The sequence below is a fragment of the Sphingobacteriales bacterium genome, from assembly GCA_012517435.1.
GTDB lineage: Bacteria > Bacteroidota > Bacteroidia > CAILMK01 > JAAYUY01 > JAAYUY01.
Genome location: JAAYUY010000084.1, coordinates 1 through 22,097, shown reverse-complemented (window position 1 = coordinate 22,097; position 22,097 = coordinate 1). Strand labels below are relative to the sequence as shown.

The window sequence follows — 22,097 nt, the reverse complement described above, 5'->3', positions numbered from 1 at the left end:
TATTAACACTACCGACAAACTCTCAAAATCTATCAGTATTTCATTTTCAAAGTTTGAAATGGTTAAACAAAGTATTGATGGAATTAACTTTTTCGACATTTCTTTACCGGGTTTACAACAATTGTGTCGCGAAGGTTATCCTGCAGTTCCTGTGTTTCATAAATTTGTCGAAGTACCGGAAGGCTATGAAATTCAGATAAATAACACCGACTTTACCACGAAAACATACGAAGGAGTCAGGCCATTTCCGTATCAGAAAGTACCGGACAGAAATCAGCAAATTCATGAAACAAAGGGAAGTCTGACATTTAATCCGGAAGTTTACAATGGAAAGGATATTTATCCATTGTCAGTAATTGAAATAGGTGGTTATCAATATATTGCAGGGAAAAGGGTAGCCGATCTGCTGATTTATCCATTCAGGTATAATCCTGCTGAAAATTCATTAATCGTTCATTTTAATATAAATGTAGATATTAGCCTGAGCAAGTCCAAATCAGTTAAAAATTTTGAAGTTAAATATTCCGGAAAAGTTCAGCAGATTGCAGATGAGATAATTATCAGTTTTTCCGATCCATCGAGGCAATATACCGAGCCAAAAAGCCCGTCAATGCTGATTATTGTTCATGACGAGTTCTATGACAACATTCTTCCCTTTGCCGAATGGAAAAACAGAAAAGGTATTGATACCAGGGTCGTGAAAGTGTCAGAATTAGGAGACAGGGGTACTGATGATCACCTGAAAGAAAACATCGTTGGTTATGTGAAAAATACAGACGGTCATCCTGCCTTTGATTACCTGCTGCTGGTGGGGGATGTAGCTTATATTCCTCCCTTTTATGGAGTCAATGAAGCTTTGAACGACCACAACTATTCCACCCTGAATGATGGTGATTTTTTACCAGATATTATGGTGGGCAGGTTTTCGGTTAATTCACCGGAAGAGTGTGATATTTATGTTAACAAGATTATCAACTACGAAAAAAGCATTTATCAGGCAGATAGTTTTAACTGGTTAAAAAATGCCACCGTTGCTGCGAGCAGCGACAAACTGGACGATCGTCATGGAAAACATATTGTATCTGTTTTTAAAAATTCAGGATTTTCCCTTATTGATGATTTGCGTCATTCCATACAGAAATTCACCAACTATAATATTATCAATGCCTTAAATAGTGGCAGAAGCTGGTTGTTTTATATCGGGCATGGAGATGAAGTCAGCTGGATGACAACAGGTACATTCAGCAATTATACAATTAAAAACAATCTGACTTATACAGGAACTCTCCCGATGATTGTCAGTGTAGCCTGCCTCAACAATGATCTGGATTACCAATATGGCAATAGTTTCGGAGAAAACTGGATGACTACCAGAGTTGACAAGGGAGCCATAGGGTTTATCGGAGCCACAGAGCTAACCCCGTTTTATTATTCAGATACGCTTGGTAAACAGGCTTTAATTGCATATCTGAACGGAAATGTTCAGACAATAGGAGAGGCACTTGTTTATGGCAAACTGAAGATGTATGAAGCCTTTACAAACGATTCCCCTACCGGACAAACCCTTGAAACCATGCAACATTTTCTTTTGCTGGGTGATCCCACTCTTATGCCTTATACGGATAAACCTGCAAAAATAACCGCAAATGCCCCATCTCAGCTGATTCAGGGGATTAACAATATTTCTTTTACCGTAAAAGTCAATGGACTACCGGTTAAAAATGCATTGGTTTCACTTACCTCTGCAGATTTCAGTGTGAAGCATTCAGCTTATACAGATGAAACGGGAAATGTTTCCTTTACTGTTGATTTGAAAGACACCGGTCAGCTTTCTCTGGTCATTACGGGAAGAAACCTCATGTATTATGAAAAGACAATACAGGTTTCAAATTACTCCTCTCTCGGTCATTCATCAGCATCAGGAGAGATAACTGTCTATCCCAATCCCGCCAGGGAACATGTAACTGTTTCTGCAGGCTCAGAAAGTATAAATAAAATAGAAATACTTGATATACAGGGAAAAAGGGTCTATTCATCCTACTTTAATGATGTACAGAATTGTATTGTGCCGGTTAATGAATTGCCTTCAGGTCTTTACATTACAGAGATAACCCTGAGCAATGGCAGCGTTTTACAGGAGAAACTAACTGTATTACATCGCTGATTTCCCATCCCCCGATTAGTCGTATTTTTATACCTGAATAAAATCAGCGTGTAAATCATTATGACCAATGAAAAAGACGAATATTCAGACAAAGAACCAGAAAAAACCAGTCAGTAAAAAGCAAGTTAATCCGGAAACAAGAAGAACAATTGTCTGGACAGCAGGCATTATCTTGTTTACCACTTTTGTGTTTTCTCCTGTTTTTAACAATAAACCCACCAACTTCGATGATGTAGTATATGTTACTGAAAATCCATATATTATAAACTTATCATTTCAAAACATCGGAAAGATATTTTCTGAGTTTTACTACGGAGGCTATTACCCGCTGACACTTCTTTCCTTTGCAACCGACTATGCCATCAGCGGAGGAAATCCTTCCTTTCATATTCTTGTCAATTTTCTGTTTCATCTGGCCAATACACTCCTTTTGTTCTGGATAGTAGTTTTAATATTTAAAAACAGGACGGTTGCATTAATTTCTGCTTTACTTTTTGCCGTTCACACACTTCATGTGGAGTCAGTTGCATGGATAAGTGAACGAAAGGATGTCTTGTATGCTTTTTTCTATTTCCTCTCGCTGATAATTTATCTGAAATATATTGAAAAACAGAAGATTAAGTATTTGATAATTTCCATGATTTTATTTCTGATGTCGGTGTTGTCAAAAACCATGGCTGTGGCGTTGGTAGGTGTTTTGCCATTGCTTGACTGGTTTTATGGAAGGAAATGGCTGAGCAGAAAAGTATTGATGGAAAAAATCCCATTTGTACTGATAGCTGTTATTTTTGGGATAATTGCCATTAAATCGCAAAGCTCAATCGGAGCCATAGCAGAAGAAACCACATTGCCATTATTGCAAAGGATTGTTTTTGCCGGTTATGCGTTTACCATGTATCTGGTCAAACTGCTTTATCCGTTTCATTTATCAGCCTTTTATCCATATCCGGTTCAGGCGGGAGCCGAAATTCCTGCCTTATATTGGCTGTTTTTATTGCCTCCTGTGGGCGTGCTTGCATTAACCGTTTTTTTATTCCGGAAAGTGAAAGAATATGCTTTACTGCTTTCGTTTTTTATCCTGAATATTGTTCTGGTTCTGCAACTGATACAAATCAATGATTTTGTCATGGCCGACCGTTTTGTCTATGTGGCTTCTGCCGGTATTTTTATACTTATCGCTTTATTTTTCAACAGGTTATCGGAAAAATTTCCGCTTTATAAAAATACAGTTACTTTTGTCTTGACCGGATACATTGCCATATTATCATACCTGACTTATCAGCGAACTGATATCTGGCAAAACAGCATAAGTCTCTGGACAGATGTTACAGAAAAATATCCTCAGGTTTACCGGGCATGGGATAAGCTGGGGATGGCCAAAGCCGATGAGGAACAGAATTATCCTGAAGCCATTAATGCCCTTAATAAGGCACTTGAACTGAATCCTGAATTTTATCAAAGCTATATCAACAGAGGAAATATAAAAGCAACACTGGGCGATTTGAACGGGGCACTGGATGATTTTAACAAGGCCATCAGTATTAAACCGGATTATTATTCAGCTTACAACAACAGGGGAGCCACCTATGCCCAGGCAGGTAAAATAGAAGAAGCGCTTTCGGATTTTAACAAATGTCTGAATCTCAATCCTGAATACAGCAAAGCATATTGCAACCGTGGGTTGGCTTACCTTAATTTGAAAAATTATGAAAAAGCCATAGAAGATTTTAATAAATGTATAAAAATCAGCCCTTTATATTATCCTGCCTATAACTTCAGAGCCTTGGTGTATGTCAGAATGAGAAACCTGAATGAAGCATTAAAAGACCTTGATAAATGTCTTTCGATACAACCAGATTTCCCTGATGGCTTATACAACAGAGGAGTATTAAGGTTGCAGCTTAATCAGAAGCAATCAGCCTGTGAAGATCTGGCCAAAGCAGCTCAGTTGGGGCATCCTAAAGCGGAAAACATGGTGCAGACTTATTGTAACTGATTCTCTTCCTTCAGTTGTTTGTAAATATTTTCCATTTCCTCATACCAGTTTTCCCCAAAACGCCTGATTAAAGCGGCTTTCAAAAAACGAAACATAGGCTTTCCCTGAAAATGACCTTTTACGAGAGCCGGTTTGCATATTGACCATTCATGATAATTCACGGTAATTAGTTCGTTTTTAATTTTTCCAAGCCGGATAGGATACAAATGACAGGAAATGGGTTTGATAAAGTCAATTTCTTTGTTACGATAAGCCGTTTCAATGGCACAGCGGTAAATCCCTTTATGTATATAGGAAAATATACAGTCTTTGTTTTCAATACATCTGGTGCAAAAATCTCCATCCGGATCTTTCATCATAAATCCCTCGTTATCAAGAACATGAACAAATTCCGGATTCATAAAGGGTTTTATTTTTTCAAGATGGCTGCTGATAATATCAGTTTCCTCTGGTTCGAGTGGTGCTCCTGAATCTCCTTCGATGCAACAAAGACCTGAACAGTTGGGCAGATCGCAACAGAATTTTACCTTAAAAATGTCGAGTGAAATCAGTGTATTATCGTATAGAATCATTATTCAATGAAATAGTTGGAGTTTCAAATATCAGTCAATCAAATAATTCAGGCGTATGTAGATCCATTTTTCCTGATAATTCTCAACGGGAATTTTATCTTCCCGATAGGAACCATATCCTCCGTTAAGCGTAAAAATCAAATTTTTAACAGGGGAATAAGAGATTTCTGCTTCATAAGTCATTCGAACAGATGCTTCCATTAATCCGCTTTCTTCATTGACCACACGGCTGATTCCACCTCCTGTTTTCAGTTTCTCATTCCTTGAAATCAGGTTAATTTTTATTCCTAACATATTGATAATACCCAGATCGGCCGAATCATTTGTCATAACAAAACTGTTAAAATAAGCCGAAAACATAAGATTTTTGCGGTATTGCTCATTAAGATAAAAATTAAGCGAACGGGAAGCGGTTGGTGAGCCGGGAGTCTTTCTGAGATAATAATTGTAATTTACCTGAAGAATATGTTGAAATGAGCCTGTTTTCAGGTTCCACAAAAATCCGCTGACCAGATTATGTAGCTCGGTAAGTGATATTTGCTTTCCTTCCTGAATGCTTTTTTCCAACCGGTTGAAATAACGGTAGCTCAGGTCGAAAGAGGGTAGTTTTTTGGAAGGCCTGAAGGTGAATGAAATCATACCAGTATTTGTATTCTTTTTACTGTAAAAAGTCTTGCTGAGATTGTTGGTAGTGTAAGTATATTGAATTCTGGTGCGGAGTTTTTTGTTAAATGTGGTAAAGCGATCTTCAAAACTCATATATCGTCTGTCGTTGACCAGAAATGGATTGCCAAAGGAATAAAATGCACTACCGGTTCGATGATAGCTTACTAAAAATGACTGTTTTAAGGCATTCAGCCTGTAATCGCCAAAAAATGCCAGCGGAGGTCTGTTTTTCCATGTCATGGGAGTGGTTGTACCGTTAAATATCATCAGCCATTTCCAGTTTTCAGGATAGAAGGGAATATCCGATCCGAAGATGTCGTCAATCATTTGTTTACTGTAAACGCCCCTGCGTATATCGAAAGTGGTCAGGCTGAGTGCAACCTGCATATCTGCAGTAAACCTGTTGTTTTTCGTCTTGACCTGATTACCTGCTCCGAAAACGAAATTTTGAGAGACCTGCCCGCCATATCTGATAGAATTAGAATCATCCGTTGATTTTAAAAACATAATGTTGAACCTGGTTCCGTCTACTGCTGTAAAAATAACATTCATGGCTGATAGTTTTCGCCTGTATGTGCCTTCATTCAGGTAAAATGAATCAGCAAGCATATTTCCGGGCGGAAACCCGATTCCATCAAATTTCAGCTTTTCGCCTTCAATGGCTCGGTTTACGTAACCATGGAAAAAACTGTATGCGGTACTTCTGATTTTAAACTCAAACAATAATCCCCTGGCGGATGTTCCATTCAGGGCAATTCTGTTGAAATTCAGATTGATGTCGCCTGCCAGCAAGCCTGTTTTATCTGTCTGAATGCCGCTCATAAAACGGTTTCTGAAGGGGAGAAATTTGTTTTCCTGATTGGTCAGATAAATTTTCAGCGGGATAGAAATGTTTGACAACTGAAGAGTAGCATTCATTCTGAAATCATGCATCTGAGGCGGTTCCTGACGCAGGTAAGCCCCATTACCATGTAAGGAGGTGAAACGCATTCCTGAAAAAACAGTCCCTTTAAACTGGGGTTTAATTTCCTGCTTCTGGCGAATGGGTCTGACTTCGATGATGGAATCTTCAGAAGATTGGAAATTTCCGACATAAAAAGCCCATCTTTTTCGGTATAATTTTCCGCTTTCTGATCTCAGCCTAAGCTCAACATTGTATTTGTCGGGACGCAATTTGTTCATAACCAGTATGGAAATAGTATTGCCGTTCACTTTGATCAGCGGACTGACTTCGGCTCCTTCAATAAACATCTGAACCGAGCCGGGTAATATTTTCAATCGCGGATCGACCACACAGACAATCCATATTTCTCCGTTTCTGACAACACTGTCCGGTAAGGGGCTTTTAATAGAAATGACATTTTGAGCATACGACCGGATCAGAATTAATTGAAAAAGAATCAGAAAACAGTATTTGGTTATCGAACGCAGAATGTCAGTAAACTTTAATCGTGAATGAAGCAGCTGCCGTTTTCATTACCGGGTTGACCACCTGAACAGGATAATTGCTCTCGATCACATAAAAAGTATGTTTTCCTTTGGAGATAAAGTCTTTTCCGCTGATATTCAGGGTAACTCTTTGCCATGAGTTATCCATGTCTCTCATTCCTCCATCCTGAGCATAGCTAAAAACAGGTTCACCATCGATATCACGGAAAACAATCAGCCAGTTTCGTGAAGCAGATAAATTAAATATGAAGCTTTTTGATTCGGTCAGAGAGATACTGTCGGGAATATTCAAGAAGGTAGGTGTTTTAAAAGGTTGAGGCCTGAATTTCCAGTAAAGAGCAATATTCCATGAAACAGGGCTTTTATCGGCTAAGGCCGACAGCCTGTATTTGCCTTTTTCTATAACGAAATAATTCAGGTTAATGCCCAGATTTTCAGTTTCGACTACTGCCATGTAACCGCCCTGATATTCAAAACCCATTAAAACTTTTACTTTACCGCATTCCGACAAAGTTTGCAGGGCCGACTGGGCATTTTCTCCTTCAAATACTTTACTCACTTTCTCCTGTGAACTCTTGTTGTAAAGACTCTTTATCTTTCTGACATCTTTTTTCATGTAAGCAAAAACCAGCTCTGATAATGTTTCCCAGGGTGTACTTTGTGTGGTTTTACCGTTAAAACCATCTGAAGCGGTAGGAATATAACCCTCATTTTCGTTAAAAATCTGACCTTTAAGTTTGTAAATCAGCTCATTATCAGAAGTGTGTTCCGGATCATTCATACATCCGTTCAGGTATTTGGTGAACTTTAATTCAATGTCGTAAGTCCTGAATTCCGGGAATCTGACCTGAGAAGATGCAAGGCTGTATGAGAAGCCTAAAATTATGATAATCAATCCAATTTTTCTGCTCATAACAATTTCTTTAAAATTCAAAAGGAGGAGAAGTATAACCTGACCACAGAGGATAATCGACCGAATGGGAGGTCAGTCCCCAGAGAGTTTCAACGGTTCCGACCACACTTCCCGCACCAATAGTAAGTTTGACTTCTCCTTTGGCCGGTGGTGGCGAGAAGCAATAACTTCCGTCAATGCCTATTCCTTTGATAACCAATTGCAAATCACCAGAAATAACTCCAGCAGCAAAAGTAAATCCGAGCCCGCCACCAATGTTGGCGCTTGCACTGACATTACCACAAACTTTTGTTTCTTTGCACTGTGTGGTGGCATCTACTCCGATAGAGGCATTGGCACTTGCAGATACAACAGCATCAAGGGAAGCAACATAAGGACATCCGTAGATCGGGAATTTACATTTTATACCGTATTCCCACGACAAATTTCCCGCCCATTTTGTTCCGTCAATAACTCCTCCGTCATTCGGACAACACAGCTTGAGTGTTCCCCTCGAAATGGAACCTTTAGGAATCAGGCTTCCGCTTTTGCTACATGGGCCTGTATTTCCAAAAGCAGCATTAAGAGCACCCTCCACTACGCCCATCAGGTCAAAATTTATTTGTAAAGGAGTAACATTCAACACCTTATCTTCATTGACCATAATGATATTGTCGGAAAGGACTACCCCGTTTGAAGCAGCGGTAACATTTACTGTCCAGAATTGCATAACAGCTGGAATATCAACGTTTGCAGGATTAAACAAAACCAACGGATGACAGTTGCCATTGAAGGATAAATCTGCGATGCCTGCAACTGCGGTGGCTTTGTTGGCACATACAGGCAGGTCAAATCCTGTAAGTTTAGCTACTTTTATGGTTCCTGCATCCTGATAACTGACACCCTCGATAGTAAATTTAGCACTGACAGGGATATTCATTAATGCAGGGGGGAGAACATAATTAACAGTCTGACCGTTAAGCTGACCGCTGGGTGTTGTCCAAAGCACTTCTCCGTCATGACCGGGAAAGATATCTGCGGTTAACTCTGCGACACCATTAATACATTGAATATCGTCTGAGACATCCACTTTTATGCTGTAAATGGTAAAATCCCTTTGTTCTGTTCCAATTTTGTTAATAATATCATGATGTCCGCCATCAGGATGAGCCGGACACTTACCGCAATCATATCCGCCCACCACATTTCCATCTCCCCCTCCAACCGATGGCCGGCTAAATGTTACGTTATAATTTCCTTTTAAAGTGGCCTGAACAGAACTACCCGGTGCTGGTGCTTTAGCGGGATCAGGGGCTACCCAGCCTGTCCATGTTTTGGTTTCATTCGGCCCTATCGATAAATCAGCAGGGTTGACTGACCATTTTAACGGCCCCTCTGCATTGATTGTTACCGTTCCACTTTCATAATCATCTGTTGTTTTTGTTCCGTTCCCGTTATGTTTGCTGAACTCTCCCGTTTGCTTGCTGACATACAGAAAATATTGGGTGAAAGACTGCCTGGGAAAAAGAAGAACAAGCAGTGTAAATAAAAGTATTAGCTTTTTCATAATGTTTATTTTTGAGGTAAACCAAAAATATCATCTATTAATTGCCCGATATCGAAGTATTGATTGTTGATGTTCCATAGAATATTGACGGTTGAATAGCCGCTAATTCCCTCATATTCTGCAAGTACTGCCACAGGCTTGGGATATTTACCAGCTTTAAATAAACCATTTTGCGAAATACTTCCGCCATCAGAAGGAATAATTTTCCATGTTGCCATCATTTTAATTTTTTCTCCTTTATCGTCATAACCGTAAGCTGTAAACTGATGAGTTTCTCCTGTAGAAATATTGATCATCTCAGGCTCTACTTCAATCCGCTGGATTTTCAAATGACTTTTGTCGCTGCCTCCGATAGTAAACCAGTAAACATCACTGATGATTTCTTTCTGGCCGGTTGCGGTAGTAAAATATGCTTTTACCTGCCAGGCATAGGCTTTGTTGGGTAAGAGCTTTTCGGCACTGGAAGGATAAATCAGGCTGGTGGCTGAGATATTCTTTTGTTGAAATACTGGTACATTACTCAGAATCTCATCTTTTGAGCTTTGTCCCTGTAATACTTCGTAAAGGGTAAAATCATAACTGAAAGCCTGCGAAAACCATTGAAAATATGGGAATTCCGTAAAAATTACCTCCGGACTGAAATCAAGCCCTTCTCCGGGACCTATCAGTTCAATGTTTGTTATGTCATTGGTCAGTTCGTCACTGATTTCATCTTCTGCAAGCAGATCACCGGCATCATTGAAAACTTCGATTTTATAAGTATAAGTGCCGGGAGGAAGCATCCCTGTCTGAGCAGCTAATTTCAAAAGCTTATCAGCCGAGTTGTTGACGTTATATTCGTCAAACTCACGGTTGTTATACGATATTGTTTTTCCGGGCTGGACTGCTGGATGACTTTTTTCTGCTCTTATTATTTCACCGTATTCACCGTGAGAAATAGTCAGCTTTGATTTCAGGTTTCTGATTTGTTGGTCGTTGATAATTAATACATTGAAGATTAATGGGGCGCTTTTGATATTATTCGGGTCGAAATCTGCAAGATATAAAGCCTGCACCGGCAAAAGGCTAATCACCGCCCTGACCTCGTTTCCCGTTTCAATTACCTCAAGGGCATCATCCATTTCGACAAATTCCTGACTGGTTTGAACAACAAGTTTTCGGCTTCCTGTCGGAGCAGCGGCATCTACCTGTATGACCGCAGTCAAAATGGTAGGTCCCGAAACACTGACCGATTTCACAGAAATACCCTGTCCAAAGTCAATACTTGTTTCTGATTGGACAAAATGGGTGTTTTCACCTTTAATGATAATATTAATCTGTTGTCCTTTCAGAACGGTGGAAGGAACAACGGAAATAATACCGGGCTGCGTAAATCCTGATATGGCATGAAATAATACAATAAACAGGAGTAAATATTTTCTCATATTTCCAGTTTAGGGTGATGAGACAAACTAAGTTATTTAGAACAATTTTAAACAAAAATCATGCAAGTCGAGTTTCAGTAAATTCAGTAATCAGACAGAAGGAATTTTAGCTAAAGAAAAGTGCTGAGCAACTGAGATTCAATTATTTAACCTTATACCCCTGTTCTTTCAGAAATTTAGTGATTTTTTCCCGGCAATCGCCCTGTATTAAAATAACCCCATCTTTGACCGATCCACCTGCTCCGCACTTTGTTTTGAGGGTTTTGGCAAGATTTTCAAGATCTTCCGTTTTTCCTTCAAAGCCTTCTATCAAAGTTACAGTTTTTCCTCCTCTGTGTTTTTTTTCAATACCGACATGTAAACATTGCTCATTCGGAGGCGGGGTAAAGCTACCGGGATTAATTTCAGGATTGGTGGAATACACCAGGCTCCACAGTTCTGAAAAGTCTTTCTTTTTCAAAATAACGCAGTTAAATTTGAAACCAAAATTAATTCAACTTTGGCTAAATTAAATTAGAAAAATGAGAAACATTTATTTGCTCTTAACCCTGACAATAATAGCCTTTCCGGCTATTTCTCAAAACACAAAGACCAATCCGCTGGATGTTAAAGAATATCAGCTCAGTAATGGTTTAAAAGTATATCTGAATGAAGATCATACGGCCCCGGTGGTTATGGGGGCTGTTGCAGTGAAGGGCGGGTCAAAACGTGATCCGAAAGAAGCTACCGGAATTGCCCATTATCTTGAACATATGCTTTTTAAAGGAACAGATCAGCTTGGTACTACCGATTATCAGACTGAAAAGGTATGGCTCGACAGCATTACGCTCAAATATGAGGAACTGGCCAAAACCAAAGATGAAAAGGAAAGAATGAACATTCAGAAAAAGATCAATGAATATTCGCTCAAAGCAGGAGAATATGCCATCCCCAATGAGTTTGACCGTGTGGTTGCCCAGATGGGCGGCACATTTGTCAATGCTTTTACCAGTGAAGACAATATTGTGTATTTCAATATGTTTCCGCCCAATCAGATTGAAAAATGGATGATGTTATACAGCCACCGCTTTACCCACCCTGTTTTCCGTCTTTTTCAGTCGGAACTTGAAACGGTATATGAAGAAAAGAACATGTCGATGGATAATTTTTTCAATGTCATGCTGGAAACATTTTTGAAAAACTTTTACAAAGTCAGTCCTTACGGACAGCAGACCGTTCTGGGCAGTACCGATCATCTAAAAAATCCTTCTTTGCAGAAAATGTATGAATACTTCCAGACTTATTATGTGGCAAACAACATGGCTCTGATGCTCAGTGGCGATTTTAACACACAACAGGTGATGCCCTTGATTGAAAAATATTTTGGTGAATGGAAGAATGCGGAGGTTCCCAAAATGCCTGAATACAGGGAGGAACCATTTAAAGGCAGGGAGTTTGTGAAAGTAAAGATTTCTCCTGTTCCTTTGGGGATTATCGGATACCGTGGAGTAGGTGACGGACATCCTGACCAGCCAGTATTGGATATTATTACGGAATTACTTTACAACAACTCAAATACAGGCTTTTTTAACAGGCTTTACACTGACAACAAAATCATGATGGCCATGCTCATGCAACAAAAACATGTTGATGACGGTGGCATTTTTGTGATTTTTGTTCCGAAAATCTTCAAACAATCGCTTAAAAGTGCTGAAAAATTAGTGCTTGCTGAAATTGAAAGGCTTAAAAACGGAGATTTTGATGATACCTTGCTGGAGGCTGTAAAGCTTAATCTGGTAAAGTATCATAAGACTCAGATGGAAAATATGAGATTCAGGCCTTTTTATATTTTGTCCTGCTTCAATACCGGGAGGCCATGGATTGAGGAAATGATGTATCCCCATCAGATTGAGCAGGTTACAAAAGAACAGGTGATTGAAATGGCCAGAAAATATTTTGGTGATAACAGGCTGGTGATGTACAGCACAATGGGAACTCCCAAAAAGCAGAAATTGCCAAAACCTCCGTATGAACCAGTTATCCCTAAAAATGCTGAAGCCAAATCTGAATTTGCCATGAAGCTTGAAGAAATAAATGTTTCACCGGTAGAACCCAGATTTATTGATTTTAAACATGATGTAGAGGAAATGGAGCTGCGGCAGGGGGTAACGCTCTATCATGCTGACAATCCCATCAATGATGTTTTCAATCTGGAAATCAGATTTGAGGCCGGAACACATCTTTTCCCTGCCCTTAAATATGCGGCACAATATCTTTCTCTGCTCGGCACCGCACAAAAATCTTATGAAGAATTTTCAAAATCGCTTCAGGCGCTTGGCAGTACCGTGAATTTTTCAGCCAGCAGGTCTTATTTTACCATTGATATTGAAGGACTTGACAAAAACCTTGAGCCAACCCTGAGGCTCATTAACGAACTGCTGACTCAACCAAAGGCTGAACCTGCTCATTTGTCAAAATTTCCTCAGGAAGAAACAGCCAACCGTAAAACAGAACTCAAAACTCCGGATGTCATTGGTGAAGCTCTCGAAGAGTATGCTCTTTACAGAGAAAAATCAGACTATCTCAATCGCCTGGCCATAAAAGAAATAAAATCTTTAAACAGCGATAGCCTGCTTTCACTTATCCGCAAGGCCATGAATTATGAAGCTGAAATTCAGTATTGTGGAACACTTCCGGCTCAGGAAGTCAAAGATCTTATAGCCAACAACCTGTCGTTTGCTGATCAACTAATTGACGGACATTCCCCCATCATATATCCCCGACAGGAACATAAGCAGAACACCATTTATTTTCTGGATGATAAAAATATGATTCAAAGCCAGATTTATATTATCATGGAAGGAAATCTCAACAATGACAGAGAAAGAGCTATAGCACAGGCATTTAATGAGTATTTCGGAGGTGGAATGAATGCACTCGTTTTTCAGGAAATCAGAGAATTCAGGTCGCTTGCCTATACTGCAAGGGCTAATTATTACACTTCTTTTTACAGAGACCATCAGGGTTATCTTGAAGGCTATCTGAGCACACAATCCGACAAAACGATTGAAGCCATTAAGGCCATGACAGATCTGATGACCAACATGCCCGAAAAACCGGAACGGATGGAAATCATCAGAGCCTCACTGATTCAGGGAATTAATTCTTCTTTCCCGTCTTTCCGGAGTATGGCATCGACTGTAGCCAATCTCAGAAGACAGGGTTATGATGACGATCCCAACAAAAACTATAAAGAAATATGGAACAACATGACTTTTGAGGACATTATCGGTTTCTTTAAAGAAAACTTTAACGAAAAGCCAATTGTCATTGTCATTGCAGGAGATGGCAAACGCATTGATAAAGAAAAACTCGCCAGTTTCGGGACTATTATTGATGTTTCAAAAGAAGATATTTTTTCAAAATAAAAGCGTATGGATGATTTTAAAAAAGCCATTATAACAGGTATTCCGGATGAATTACCTCCTCATCCCGGATATGATCAACAGGTGAGCCATGCTCCCAAAAGGCCGGATATATTGACACAGGAAGAAAAAAAACTGGCGGTCAGAAATGCGCTCCGGTATTTTGACAAAAAACACCATTCCACATTGGCAAGGGAATTTGCCGAAGAGCTCAGGCGATATGGCCGAATTTACATGTATCGTTTTCGTCCGGCTTATCAGATGTATGCACGTCCGATAGAGCAATATCCCTGCAAAACAAAACAGGCGGCCGCCATTATGCTCATGATTCAGAACAATCTGGATCCTGCCGTTGCTCAACACCCCCATGAACTCATTACATACGGAGGAAATGGTGCAGTATTTCAAAACTGGGCTCAGTACCTGCTGACCATGAAGTATTTGTCTGAAATGACTGAAGAACAAACACTTGTCATGTATTCAGGGCATCCGCTCGGACTTTTTCCTTCTCATAAAGATGCGCCAAGAGTGGTGGTAACCAATGGAATGGTCATTCCAAATTATTCCAAACCTGAACATTGGCATAAATTCAATGCACTCGGGGTTAGCCAGTATGGGCAGATGACTGCCGGATCATATATGTATATTGGCCCGCAGGGTATTGTTCATGGAACAACCATTACAATTTTAAATGCAGGCCGGATGAAGATAAAGGGTTCTAAAGACCTGAGCGGCAGGTTATTCGTCAGCTCGGGTCTTGGTGGCATGTCGGGGGCTCAGGCAAAAGCAGCGGTCATTGCCGGAGCTGTCGGGGTTGTCGCTGAAATAAATCCTTCTGCAGCAATGAAAAGATTCGAACAGGGCTGGGTAAATGAACTTTACACCGATATTAACGCACTAATAAAACGTATTCAATCGGCAAAGGAAAAGAAAGAAGCCGTTTCGCTTGCCTATCAGGGCAATGTGGTTGATTTATGGGAAAAACTGTTGGAGGAAAACATTCATGTGGATTTAGGCAGCGACCAGACTTCCCTTCACAATCCTTTTTCAGGGGGATATTATCCGCAAGGCCTTTCTTTTGAGGAGGCAAACCGGATGATGGCCGCAGATCCTGAGCTTTTCAGGGAAAAAGTTTATGAATCCCTGAGACGTCAGGTAAATGCCATCAACAGACATGCTGAAAGGGGCATGTACTTTTTTGATTATGGAAATGCTTTTCTGCTTGAGGCCGGAAGGGCAGGAGCCGATGTTTTCAGCGAAAACGGTAAATACCGTTATCCTTCTTATGTTCAGGACATCATGGGACCTTTGTTTTTTGATTATGGTTTCGGTCCGTTCAGGTGGGTTTGTACCTCAGGCAGTCCTGACGACTTAAGAGTTACTGATCAAATTGCAGCTGAAGTGCTTGAGGAAATGAGCAATAACTGCCCTGACGACATCAGTCATCAGATTAATGATAATTTATTATGGATCAAAGAAGCAGAAAACAACCGTCTGGTAGTTGGCTCACAGGCACGTATTCTTTATGCCGATGCCGAAGGCAGAATGAGAATAGCAGAAGCCTTTAACAAAGCGATAAAGGCAGGAAAAATTTCTGCTCCGGTAGTTCTCGGACGCGACCATCATGATGTGTCGGGTACGGATTCTCCTTACAGGGAAACGTCAAATATCTATGACGGTTCAGGTTTTACAGCTGATATGTCGGTTCACAATGTGATAGGTGACAGTTTCAGGGGAGCTACCTGGGTGTCGCTTCACAATGGAGGCGGTGTTGGTTGGGGAGAAGTTATCAACGGAGGTTTCGGGATGGTGCTCGATGGAAGCGAAGATGCCGACAGACGCCTGAAATCCATGCTTTTCTGGGATGTCAACAATGGTATTGCCCGTAGAAGCTGGGCCAGAAATTCGGGTGCCATGGCAAGTATTCAGCGTGCCATGCAATACGAAAACAGACTGAAAGTTACTCTCCCCAATCTGGTGGATGACAGACTTCTTGATAATTTATTTTAATCAAAAACAGCATGTTACTCATTCCACCCATTGTCAGGCGATTTTTTCATGCAGAAAATTTTCTGATGGCTCTCAGGTATATTCAGGGAAATGTTTTGCGTACGCTCCTTACCGTTTTGGTTATCGTTTTCGGCATCATGTCGCTTGTCGGAATGCTGACAGCCATAAACGGATTAAAAAACTCACTGGTCAAAAATTTCAGTCTCCTCGGTTCAAACAGCTTTTCCATCAGTGACATCAATTACATGAGCCGGCAAAACGGAATGCCACGCTATTACAGAAAAATAGATTTCAGAGAAGTCAGACTTTTTACTGAAAAATACAACTATCCTGCGCTTTTATCGGTAAACCTGACCGGCACCGACAGAGCTGTAATCAGATATGCTTCGGCCAAAACTAACCCCAAAATCAGGGTAATTGGCACGGATGATAATTATTTTACCATTTCCGGTCTCGAAATAGCGGAAGGTAGGGGCTTTAACAATGTTGAAATTCAATACGGAGCCAATGTGGCTGTTATTGGAGGTAAACTTAAAGAAGATTTATTCGGCAGCGAAAATGCACTTGGCAAAACAATAACTTCAGGTTCAAGCAAATACAAAGTAATCGGAGTCTTAAAGAAAAGAGGCTCTTCCTTTGGATTTTCTTATGATGAAGTAGTGTTGATCCCCTTACAGGCTGCTCGTATTGCCTATCCAAATACTGAAAGGGGATATACCATTTCCATTAAAGTCAGCAGTTTCGAAAAAGTTGACCCTGCCATCGAAGATGCCATTGCCATCATGCGGATGGTCAGAAGGCTGAAACCCTCGGATGAAAATAATTTTGACATCCAGAAAAGCGATAGTCTGGTGAATATTATTGCCAAACAGTTCAGAGCTATTACAGTATTTACACTCGTTATCAGCTTCATAACCCTGCTGTCATCAGCCGTTGCCCTGATGAATATCATGCTGGTTTCTGTAAAAGAAAGAATCAGGGAAATTGGCACTATAAAAGCTATTGGAGCTACCATTGCGAATGTCAAGATTCAGTTTCTGGCCGAATCATTATTAATCAGCCAGATTGGTTGTCTGATCGGGATAATAGCCGGAATATTGATAGGAAATTTGTTTGCCGGCATGATGGGAAGTCCTTTTACCATTCCATGGTTTTGGTTGATAGTAGCCGTTCTGACCAGTATCGGAGTGGGTATTGGGGCCGGTTATTATCCTGCAGTAAGGGCTGCCCGCCTCAACCCGATTGAGGCTTTAAGATATGAGTAAGTAGGGAAAATAGTTAGTTGTACTAATTATTTTTCAGGCAAGAAAAAATTATTTAATTTATTTGGTATTTATTTACCAAAATACCCTTATATTTGTTTTTGAAAATAAAACGTCCAAAAACGATGAATAAAAAGGTTTTTTCAGGATTACTGATTTCATTCCTGATTATTTTATCTGCCAATGCTCAGACCGGTCAGGAAATTTTTAAAGCCAATTGTTCAGCCTGTCATACTATTGGGGGTGGTAAGCTGGTAGGCCCTGATTTAAAAGGTATTACAGAATTAAGGCAACAAGACTGGCTGGTCAGATTCATTAAATCATCCATGACAGTTATTAACAGCGGAGATGAAAAAGCAGTGAGGATTTTCAATGAATTTGCAAAACTGCCCATGCCCGATCAGAACCTGACGGAAGCACAAATTGTTGAAGTAATTAACTATATCAAATCCGAATCGGGTTCTGCTGCAGCAGCGCCCGTTGCACAGGCAGAAGAAAAATTCACCTTAGAGCAGGTTGAAGCCGGGGTTAAATATTTTAATGGTGAAAAAACATTTACATCAAAAGGACCAGCCTGCAACAGCTGCCACAGCATTTCTGATAAGCGTGTTTATGTAGGCGGCAATCTGGCAAAAGACCTGAACCTCACCTATAAAAACATGGGCTCTGCTGGTATTAAAGCCATTTTAAAATCACCACCCTTTCCAGCCATGGCAGAAACCTATAAAAATCATTCCCTGACAGATGATGAAGTCAATTCGCTGACAGCTTTTATAGTTCATGCAGGCAAAAGTCCTTCAGCTCCTGTTTACGGATTTTTCGGGCCACAGTTCGGGATGTATGGACTTCTCCTGTTTGTGTTATTGAACCTTCTGATTGTGTTTTATTTATCGAAAGGGAAGAAAGATTCGGTGAACAAAGAAATTTTTAAAAGACAGTTAAAAACTCATTAATCATAAAGATCTCAAAATGAATTGGATAAAAGATATCATTTCGCCCAAAACCCGTCAGTGGGAAGAGTTTTACCGCAACCGCCACCAACATGATAAAGTGGTAAGAAGTACGCATGGCGTCAATTGTACGGGAGGTTGCAGCTGGAATGTGCATGTCAGGGATGGTATTGTGGTTTGGGAAACACAGGCATTGGATTATCCATTGCTCGAAGACAGCCTGCCACCCTATGAACCCAGAGGATGCCAGCGTGGAATTTCATTTTCATGGTATTTATACAGTCCGCTGAGGGTTAAATACCCTTTGGTGAGGGGAGCATTGATAGATTTATTCAGAGTAGAAAGGCAAAAAACGGGAGATGCCCTGAAGGCATGGGAAAACATACAGGATGATCCCGAAAAGAGGAAAAAATATCAGCAGGCAAGAGGAAAAGGAGGATTCAGGCGTATTTCTTGGGAGGAAATATTAGAATTAATAGGTGCGGCCAATATTTCCACGGTTAAAAAATATGGTCCCGACCGGATAGCCGGCTTCTCCCCAATTCCGGCCATGTCGATGATCAGCTATGCAGGGGGGAGTCGTTTTCTTCAACTGATGGGGGGCTTAAATCTGAGTTTTTACGACTGGTACTGCGACTTGCCCAATGCTTTTCCTGAAATCTGGGGGGAACAGACCGATGTTGCCGAAAGTGCCGACTGGTATAATGCCAAGTTTATAGCCGTCATGGGAGCCAATCTTGGCATGACACGTACCCCTGATGTGCACTTCTTTTCAGAATCAAGACATAACGGAACTAAAACAGTGGTTTTCTCTCCCGATTTTAATATGGTGGCCAAGTATGCCGACCAATGGGTCCCCGTACATGCCGGTCAGGATGGTGCCTTCTGGATGGCTGTTACCCACGTCATACTGAAGGAATATCATCATGAGAAAAAAATCCCATATTTCATTGATTATGTTAAAAAATATACCGATAGCCCCTATCTGGTAGTAATTAACAGAACAGAAGCAGGTTTTGAAGCAGGGAGATTGTTGAGAGCCAATCAGACAGATAAATATAAAAACATCGAAAATGGGGACTGGAAATTCCTCAATATTGATGAAAAAACAGGAGATTTTGTTTGCCCTGGTGGAAGTTCAGGCCATCGCTGGGGGAGTGCTGATGGAAAATGGAACCTGAAATTTGAAGATGCTGAAACAGGACAGTCTTATCAGCCCTTACTCAGTCTGATCGAACAGCATGATGAGATATTGCAGCTTGGATTTACTGATTTTGCATACAACAAAAAATCTTACAGAGGAGTTCCTGTAAAAAAAGTCAGGACGGCCGAAGGAGAACTCTATGTTACAACGGTTTACGACCTGATAATGGCACAATATGGAGTTGACCGTGGACTGGGAGGTGAATATCCGTCCGGTTATGGTGATGAAAAAGCGGCCTATACGCCTGCATGGCAGGAAATATTCACTGGCATCAGTGCAGAAACTGTTCTGAATTTTACGCATGAATGGGCCAGGACAGCAGAAGCAACCAAGGGAAAATGTATGATTATTATTGGTGCCGGAATCAACCATTGGTATCATAATAATTTGATTTACAGGGCAGGAGCAATGGCGCTGATGCTGACAGGCTGTGTCGGGAAAAATGGTGGCGGACTCAATCATTATGTCGGACAGGAAAAGCTGGCACCTATGGACTCATGGAGTACCATCATGTCGGGCAGGGACTGGCAGCCGGTTGCCAGACTCCAGCAAACCCCGATATGGCATTACATGAATTCCGACCAGTGGAGATACGACCCCAATCAGAAAGATTACCATACCTGTCCGGAAAATGAATTTACCGGAATGCATACAGCCGATATGATTGTAAAATCGGTAAAAAACGGATGGATGCCTTTTTATCCTCAGTTTGAAAAAAACAATCTTGAATTATGCAATGAAGCCATTCAAAACGGGGCAGATAATGATGAAGCAATAAAAAACTATGTGCTTAACAAACTGAAAAACAAAGAATTAAAATATTCAGTAGAAGATGTTGACAATAAGGCAAATTTCCCGAGAATATGGTATATCTGGCGTGGAAATGCCATCATGTCGAGTGCCAAGGGACATGAATATTTTCTGAAACATTATCTGGGCACCCACCACAATTCAATAGCAGAAGAAGTGGCAAAAGATCAGGTTCTGGATGTGAACTGGCTGGAAAATGCTCCGCAGGGAAAAATGGATCTGATAATTGACCTGAATTTCAGAATGGATACCAGTGCGTTGTATTCTGATATTGTGTTACCCTCCGCCTCCTGGTATGAAAAAGCCGACCTGAACAGTACAGATATGCACTCCTTTATACATCCCTTGTCGAAAGCAGTTCCGCCTGCCTGGGAATCCAAATCAGACTGGGCAATTTTCAGAGAGATAGCAAAAATTACCAGTAAAATTGCAGAAACTCATCTGCCACAACCCGTTAAAGACATTGTGGCTACTCCTCTTGCCCACGACAGCAATGCCGAGATTGCTCAGAAAAACATTAAAGACTGGAGCAAGGGAGAATGTGAGGCTATTCCGGGTAAAACCATGCATAACCTGGTGGTTGTGGAGAGAGATTATACCCAAATCTATCATAAATTTATCAGTCTTGGTCCGAATATACTGAAAAATCCGCTGGGCGCTCATGGAAACGCTTATATGGCCGATGATTTTTATACCAAACTTCTTGAAAACAAGGATCATTTACAGATTATTAATGACAAAGTTTATCCCTCCATTCTCGAAGATGAGGAAGTAATCGAGGCTATCCTTCATTTATCCACACTCACCAACGGGGAACTCAGTTACAGGGCTTATAAAAATGCAGAGAAAAAGACAGGGCTGCAGTTGGCAGACATTGCAGAAGGAAGTAAAAATGTTAAAATCAGCTATAAAGACCTGCAGTCGCAACCCAGAAGATACAATGCCTCACCACTTTGGTCTGGATTGATGAATAATGGTAGGGCTTATGCAGCATATACCTACAATGTTGAAAAGCTGGTCCCATGGAGAACCCTTACCGGGAGACAGCATTTTTACCTCGACCATGAAGGTTATCTGTTGTTCGGAGAACATCTGCCCACCTACAAGCCACAACCCACACCGGAGGTTTATGGGGAATTAAGGAAAACCATTATTGAGGGTAATGTCAAGGTGCTGAATTACCTGACACCACACGGAAAGTGGCACATTCACAGTACTTATGGGGACAATCACCTCATGCTGACATTGGGCAGGGGAATGGTTCCCGTATGGATTAACGAAGAAGATGCTGCAGAGCTGGGCATTCATGACAACGACTGGGTGGAAATCTACAATGATAATGGGGTGTATAGTGCCAGAGCCTGTGTAACCACAAGAATACCACGAGGCTTATGTTTTGTCTATCATAGCCCCGAAAGAACTTATACCGTTCCCAAATCGGAGGTCAGAAATAAAAGACGCTCAGGCGGACACAACAGCCTGACCAGGGTACACCTGAAACCCAATCTGCTTATGGGAGGATACGGCCAGTTTACCTATCATTTCAACTACTGGGGGCCGGTTGGTGTAAACAGAGACACATTTGTCGTTATCAGAAAAATGGAAAAAGTGGAGTTCTGAAATGGAAAAAACAGCAAACAATATTATTTCACAATCATGCCACATGGCAGACAAATCCGCAATCCGAAATTCACACTTCGCACTCCGCACTTCGCACTTCGCACTTC

General features: G+C 40.8%; 13 protein-coding genes. 7 read left to right on the top strand and 6 right to left on the bottom strand.

The features are described 5' to 3' along the window. Together GX437_04965 and GX437_04960 are read left to right on the top strand one after the other, a co-directional pair. Positions 1-2,164 (top strand): T9SS type A sorting domain-containing protein (locus GX437_04965; GenBank protein NLJ07005.1); only part of this gene is annotated, 2,164 nt, incomplete at its 5' end. 67 nt (positions 2,165-2,231) lie between these two features. After that, positions 2,232-4,160, top strand: coding sequence for a tetratricopeptide repeat protein (locus GX437_04960; GenBank protein ID NLJ07004.1), 1,929 nt, complete (start codon positions 2,232-2,234; stop codon positions 4,158-4,160). On the opposite strand, the gene GX437_04955 is transcribed toward GX437_04960, so the two are convergent. The 6 genes from GX437_04955 to GX437_04930 form a co-directional block, all read right to left on the bottom strand. Next, on the bottom strand, positions 4,148-4,732 hold the full coding sequence (locus GX437_04955) for a DUF3109 family protein (protein NLJ07003.1): 585 nt from the start codon (positions 4,730-4,732) through the stop codon (positions 4,148-4,150). The genes GX437_04960 and GX437_04955 overlap by 13 nt on opposite strands. 30 nt (positions 4,733-4,762) lie before the next feature. Beyond that, positions 4,763-6,691, bottom strand: coding sequence for a hypothetical protein (locus GX437_04950; protein ID NLJ07002.1), 1,929 nt, complete (start codon positions 6,689-6,691; stop codon positions 4,763-4,765). Positions 6,692-6,833: 142 nt separating this feature from the next. Beyond that, positions 6,834-7,760 (bottom strand): hypothetical protein, encoded by a 927-nt coding sequence (locus GX437_04945; GenBank protein NLJ07001.1) that lies wholly within the window; start codon positions 7,758-7,760, stop codon positions 6,834-6,836. A gap of 10 nt (positions 7,761-7,770) precedes the next feature. After that, complete coding sequence (locus tag GX437_04940; protein NLJ07000.1) at positions 7,771-9,306, bottom strand: hypothetical protein; 1,536 nt, start codon at positions 9,304-9,306, stop codon at positions 7,771-7,773. A gap of 5 nt (positions 9,307-9,311) precedes the next feature. Next, positions 9,312-10,730 (bottom strand): hypothetical protein, encoded by a 1,419-nt coding sequence (locus tag GX437_04935; protein NLJ06999.1) that lies wholly within the window; start codon positions 10,728-10,730, stop codon positions 9,312-9,314. A 142-nt stretch (positions 10,731-10,872) separates the two neighbouring features. Beyond that, on the bottom strand, positions 10,873-11,190 hold the full coding sequence (locus tag GX437_04930; protein NLJ06998.1) for a translation initiation factor: 318 nt from the start codon (positions 11,188-11,190) through the stop codon (positions 10,873-10,875). A gap of 61 nt (positions 11,191-11,251) precedes the next feature. On the opposite strand from GX437_04930, the gene GX437_04925 reads away from it, so the two are divergent. From GX437_04925 to GX437_04905, 5 genes are all read left to right on the top strand, one after another. Then, the gene (locus tag GX437_04925) at positions 11,252-14,137 is read left to right on the top strand and encodes an insulinase family protein (GenBank protein ID NLJ06997.1); all 2,886 of its coding nucleotides are present in this window, start codon (positions 11,252-11,254) and stop codon (positions 14,135-14,137) included. 6 nt (positions 14,138-14,143) lie between these two features. Beyond that, complete coding sequence (locus GX437_04920) at positions 14,144-16,144, top strand: urocanate hydratase (protein NLJ06996.1); 2,001 nt, start codon at positions 14,144-14,146, stop codon at positions 16,142-16,144. An 11-nt stretch (positions 16,145-16,155) separates the two neighbouring features. Beyond that, the gene (locus tag GX437_04915) at positions 16,156-17,409 is read left to right on the top strand and encodes an FtsX-like permease family protein (protein ID NLJ06995.1); all 1,254 of its coding nucleotides are present in this window, start codon (positions 16,156-16,158) and stop codon (positions 17,407-17,409) included. A 122-nt stretch (positions 17,410-17,531) separates the two neighbouring features. Further along, a complete protein-coding gene (locus GX437_04910) occupies positions 17,532-18,359 on the top strand; it encodes a c-type cytochrome (protein ID NLJ06994.1) in 828 nt (275 codons plus the stop codon). Between the two features lie 16 nt (positions 18,360-18,375). Next, positions 18,376-21,990 carry a nitrate reductase subunit alpha gene (locus GX437_04905; GenBank protein NLJ06993.1) on the top strand — a complete coding sequence of 1,205 codons (3,615 nt, stop codon included), beginning with the start codon at positions 18,376-18,378 and terminating at the stop codon, positions 21,988-21,990. Positions 21,991-22,097 lie beyond the last annotated feature (107 nt).

What these genes read in the sequence shown, in the direction of transcription:
- GX437_04925 (NLJ06997.1), top strand. Translation starts at nt 11,252, where the DNA reads ATGAGAAACATTTATTTGCTCTTAACCCTGACAATAATAGCCTTTCCG.
- GX437_04960 (NLJ07004.1), top strand. Translation starts at nt 2,232, where the DNA reads ATGAAAAAGACGAATATTCAGACAAAGAACCAGAAAAAACCAGTCAGT.
- GX437_04905 (NLJ06993.1), top strand. Translation starts at nt 18,376, where the DNA reads ATGAATTGGATAAAAGATATCATTTCGCCCAAAACCCGTCAGTGGGAA.
- GX437_04935 (NLJ06999.1), bottom strand. Translation starts at nt 10,730, where the DNA reads ATGAGAAAATATTTACTCCTGTTTATTGTATTATTTCATGCCATATCA.
- GX437_04955 (NLJ07003.1), bottom strand. Translation starts at nt 4,732, where the DNA reads ATGATTCTATACGATAATACACTGATTTCACTCGACATTTTTAAGGTA.
- GX437_04910 (NLJ06994.1), top strand. Translation starts at nt 17,532, where the DNA reads ATGAATAAAAAGGTTTTTTCAGGATTACTGATTTCATTCCTGATTATT.
- GX437_04915 (NLJ06995.1), top strand. Translation starts at nt 16,156, where the DNA reads ATGTTACTCATTCCACCCATTGTCAGGCGATTTTTTCATGCAGAAAAT.
- GX437_04920 (NLJ06996.1), top strand. Translation starts at nt 14,144, where the DNA reads ATGGATGATTTTAAAAAAGCCATTATAACAGGTATTCCGGATGAATTA.
- GX437_04940 (NLJ07000.1), bottom strand. Translation starts at nt 9,306, where the DNA reads ATGAAAAAGCTAATACTTTTATTTACACTGCTTGTTCTTCTTTTTCCC.
- GX437_04945 (NLJ07001.1), bottom strand. Translation starts at nt 7,760, where the DNA reads ATGAGCAGAAAAATTGGATTGATTATCATAATTTTAGGCTTCTCATAC.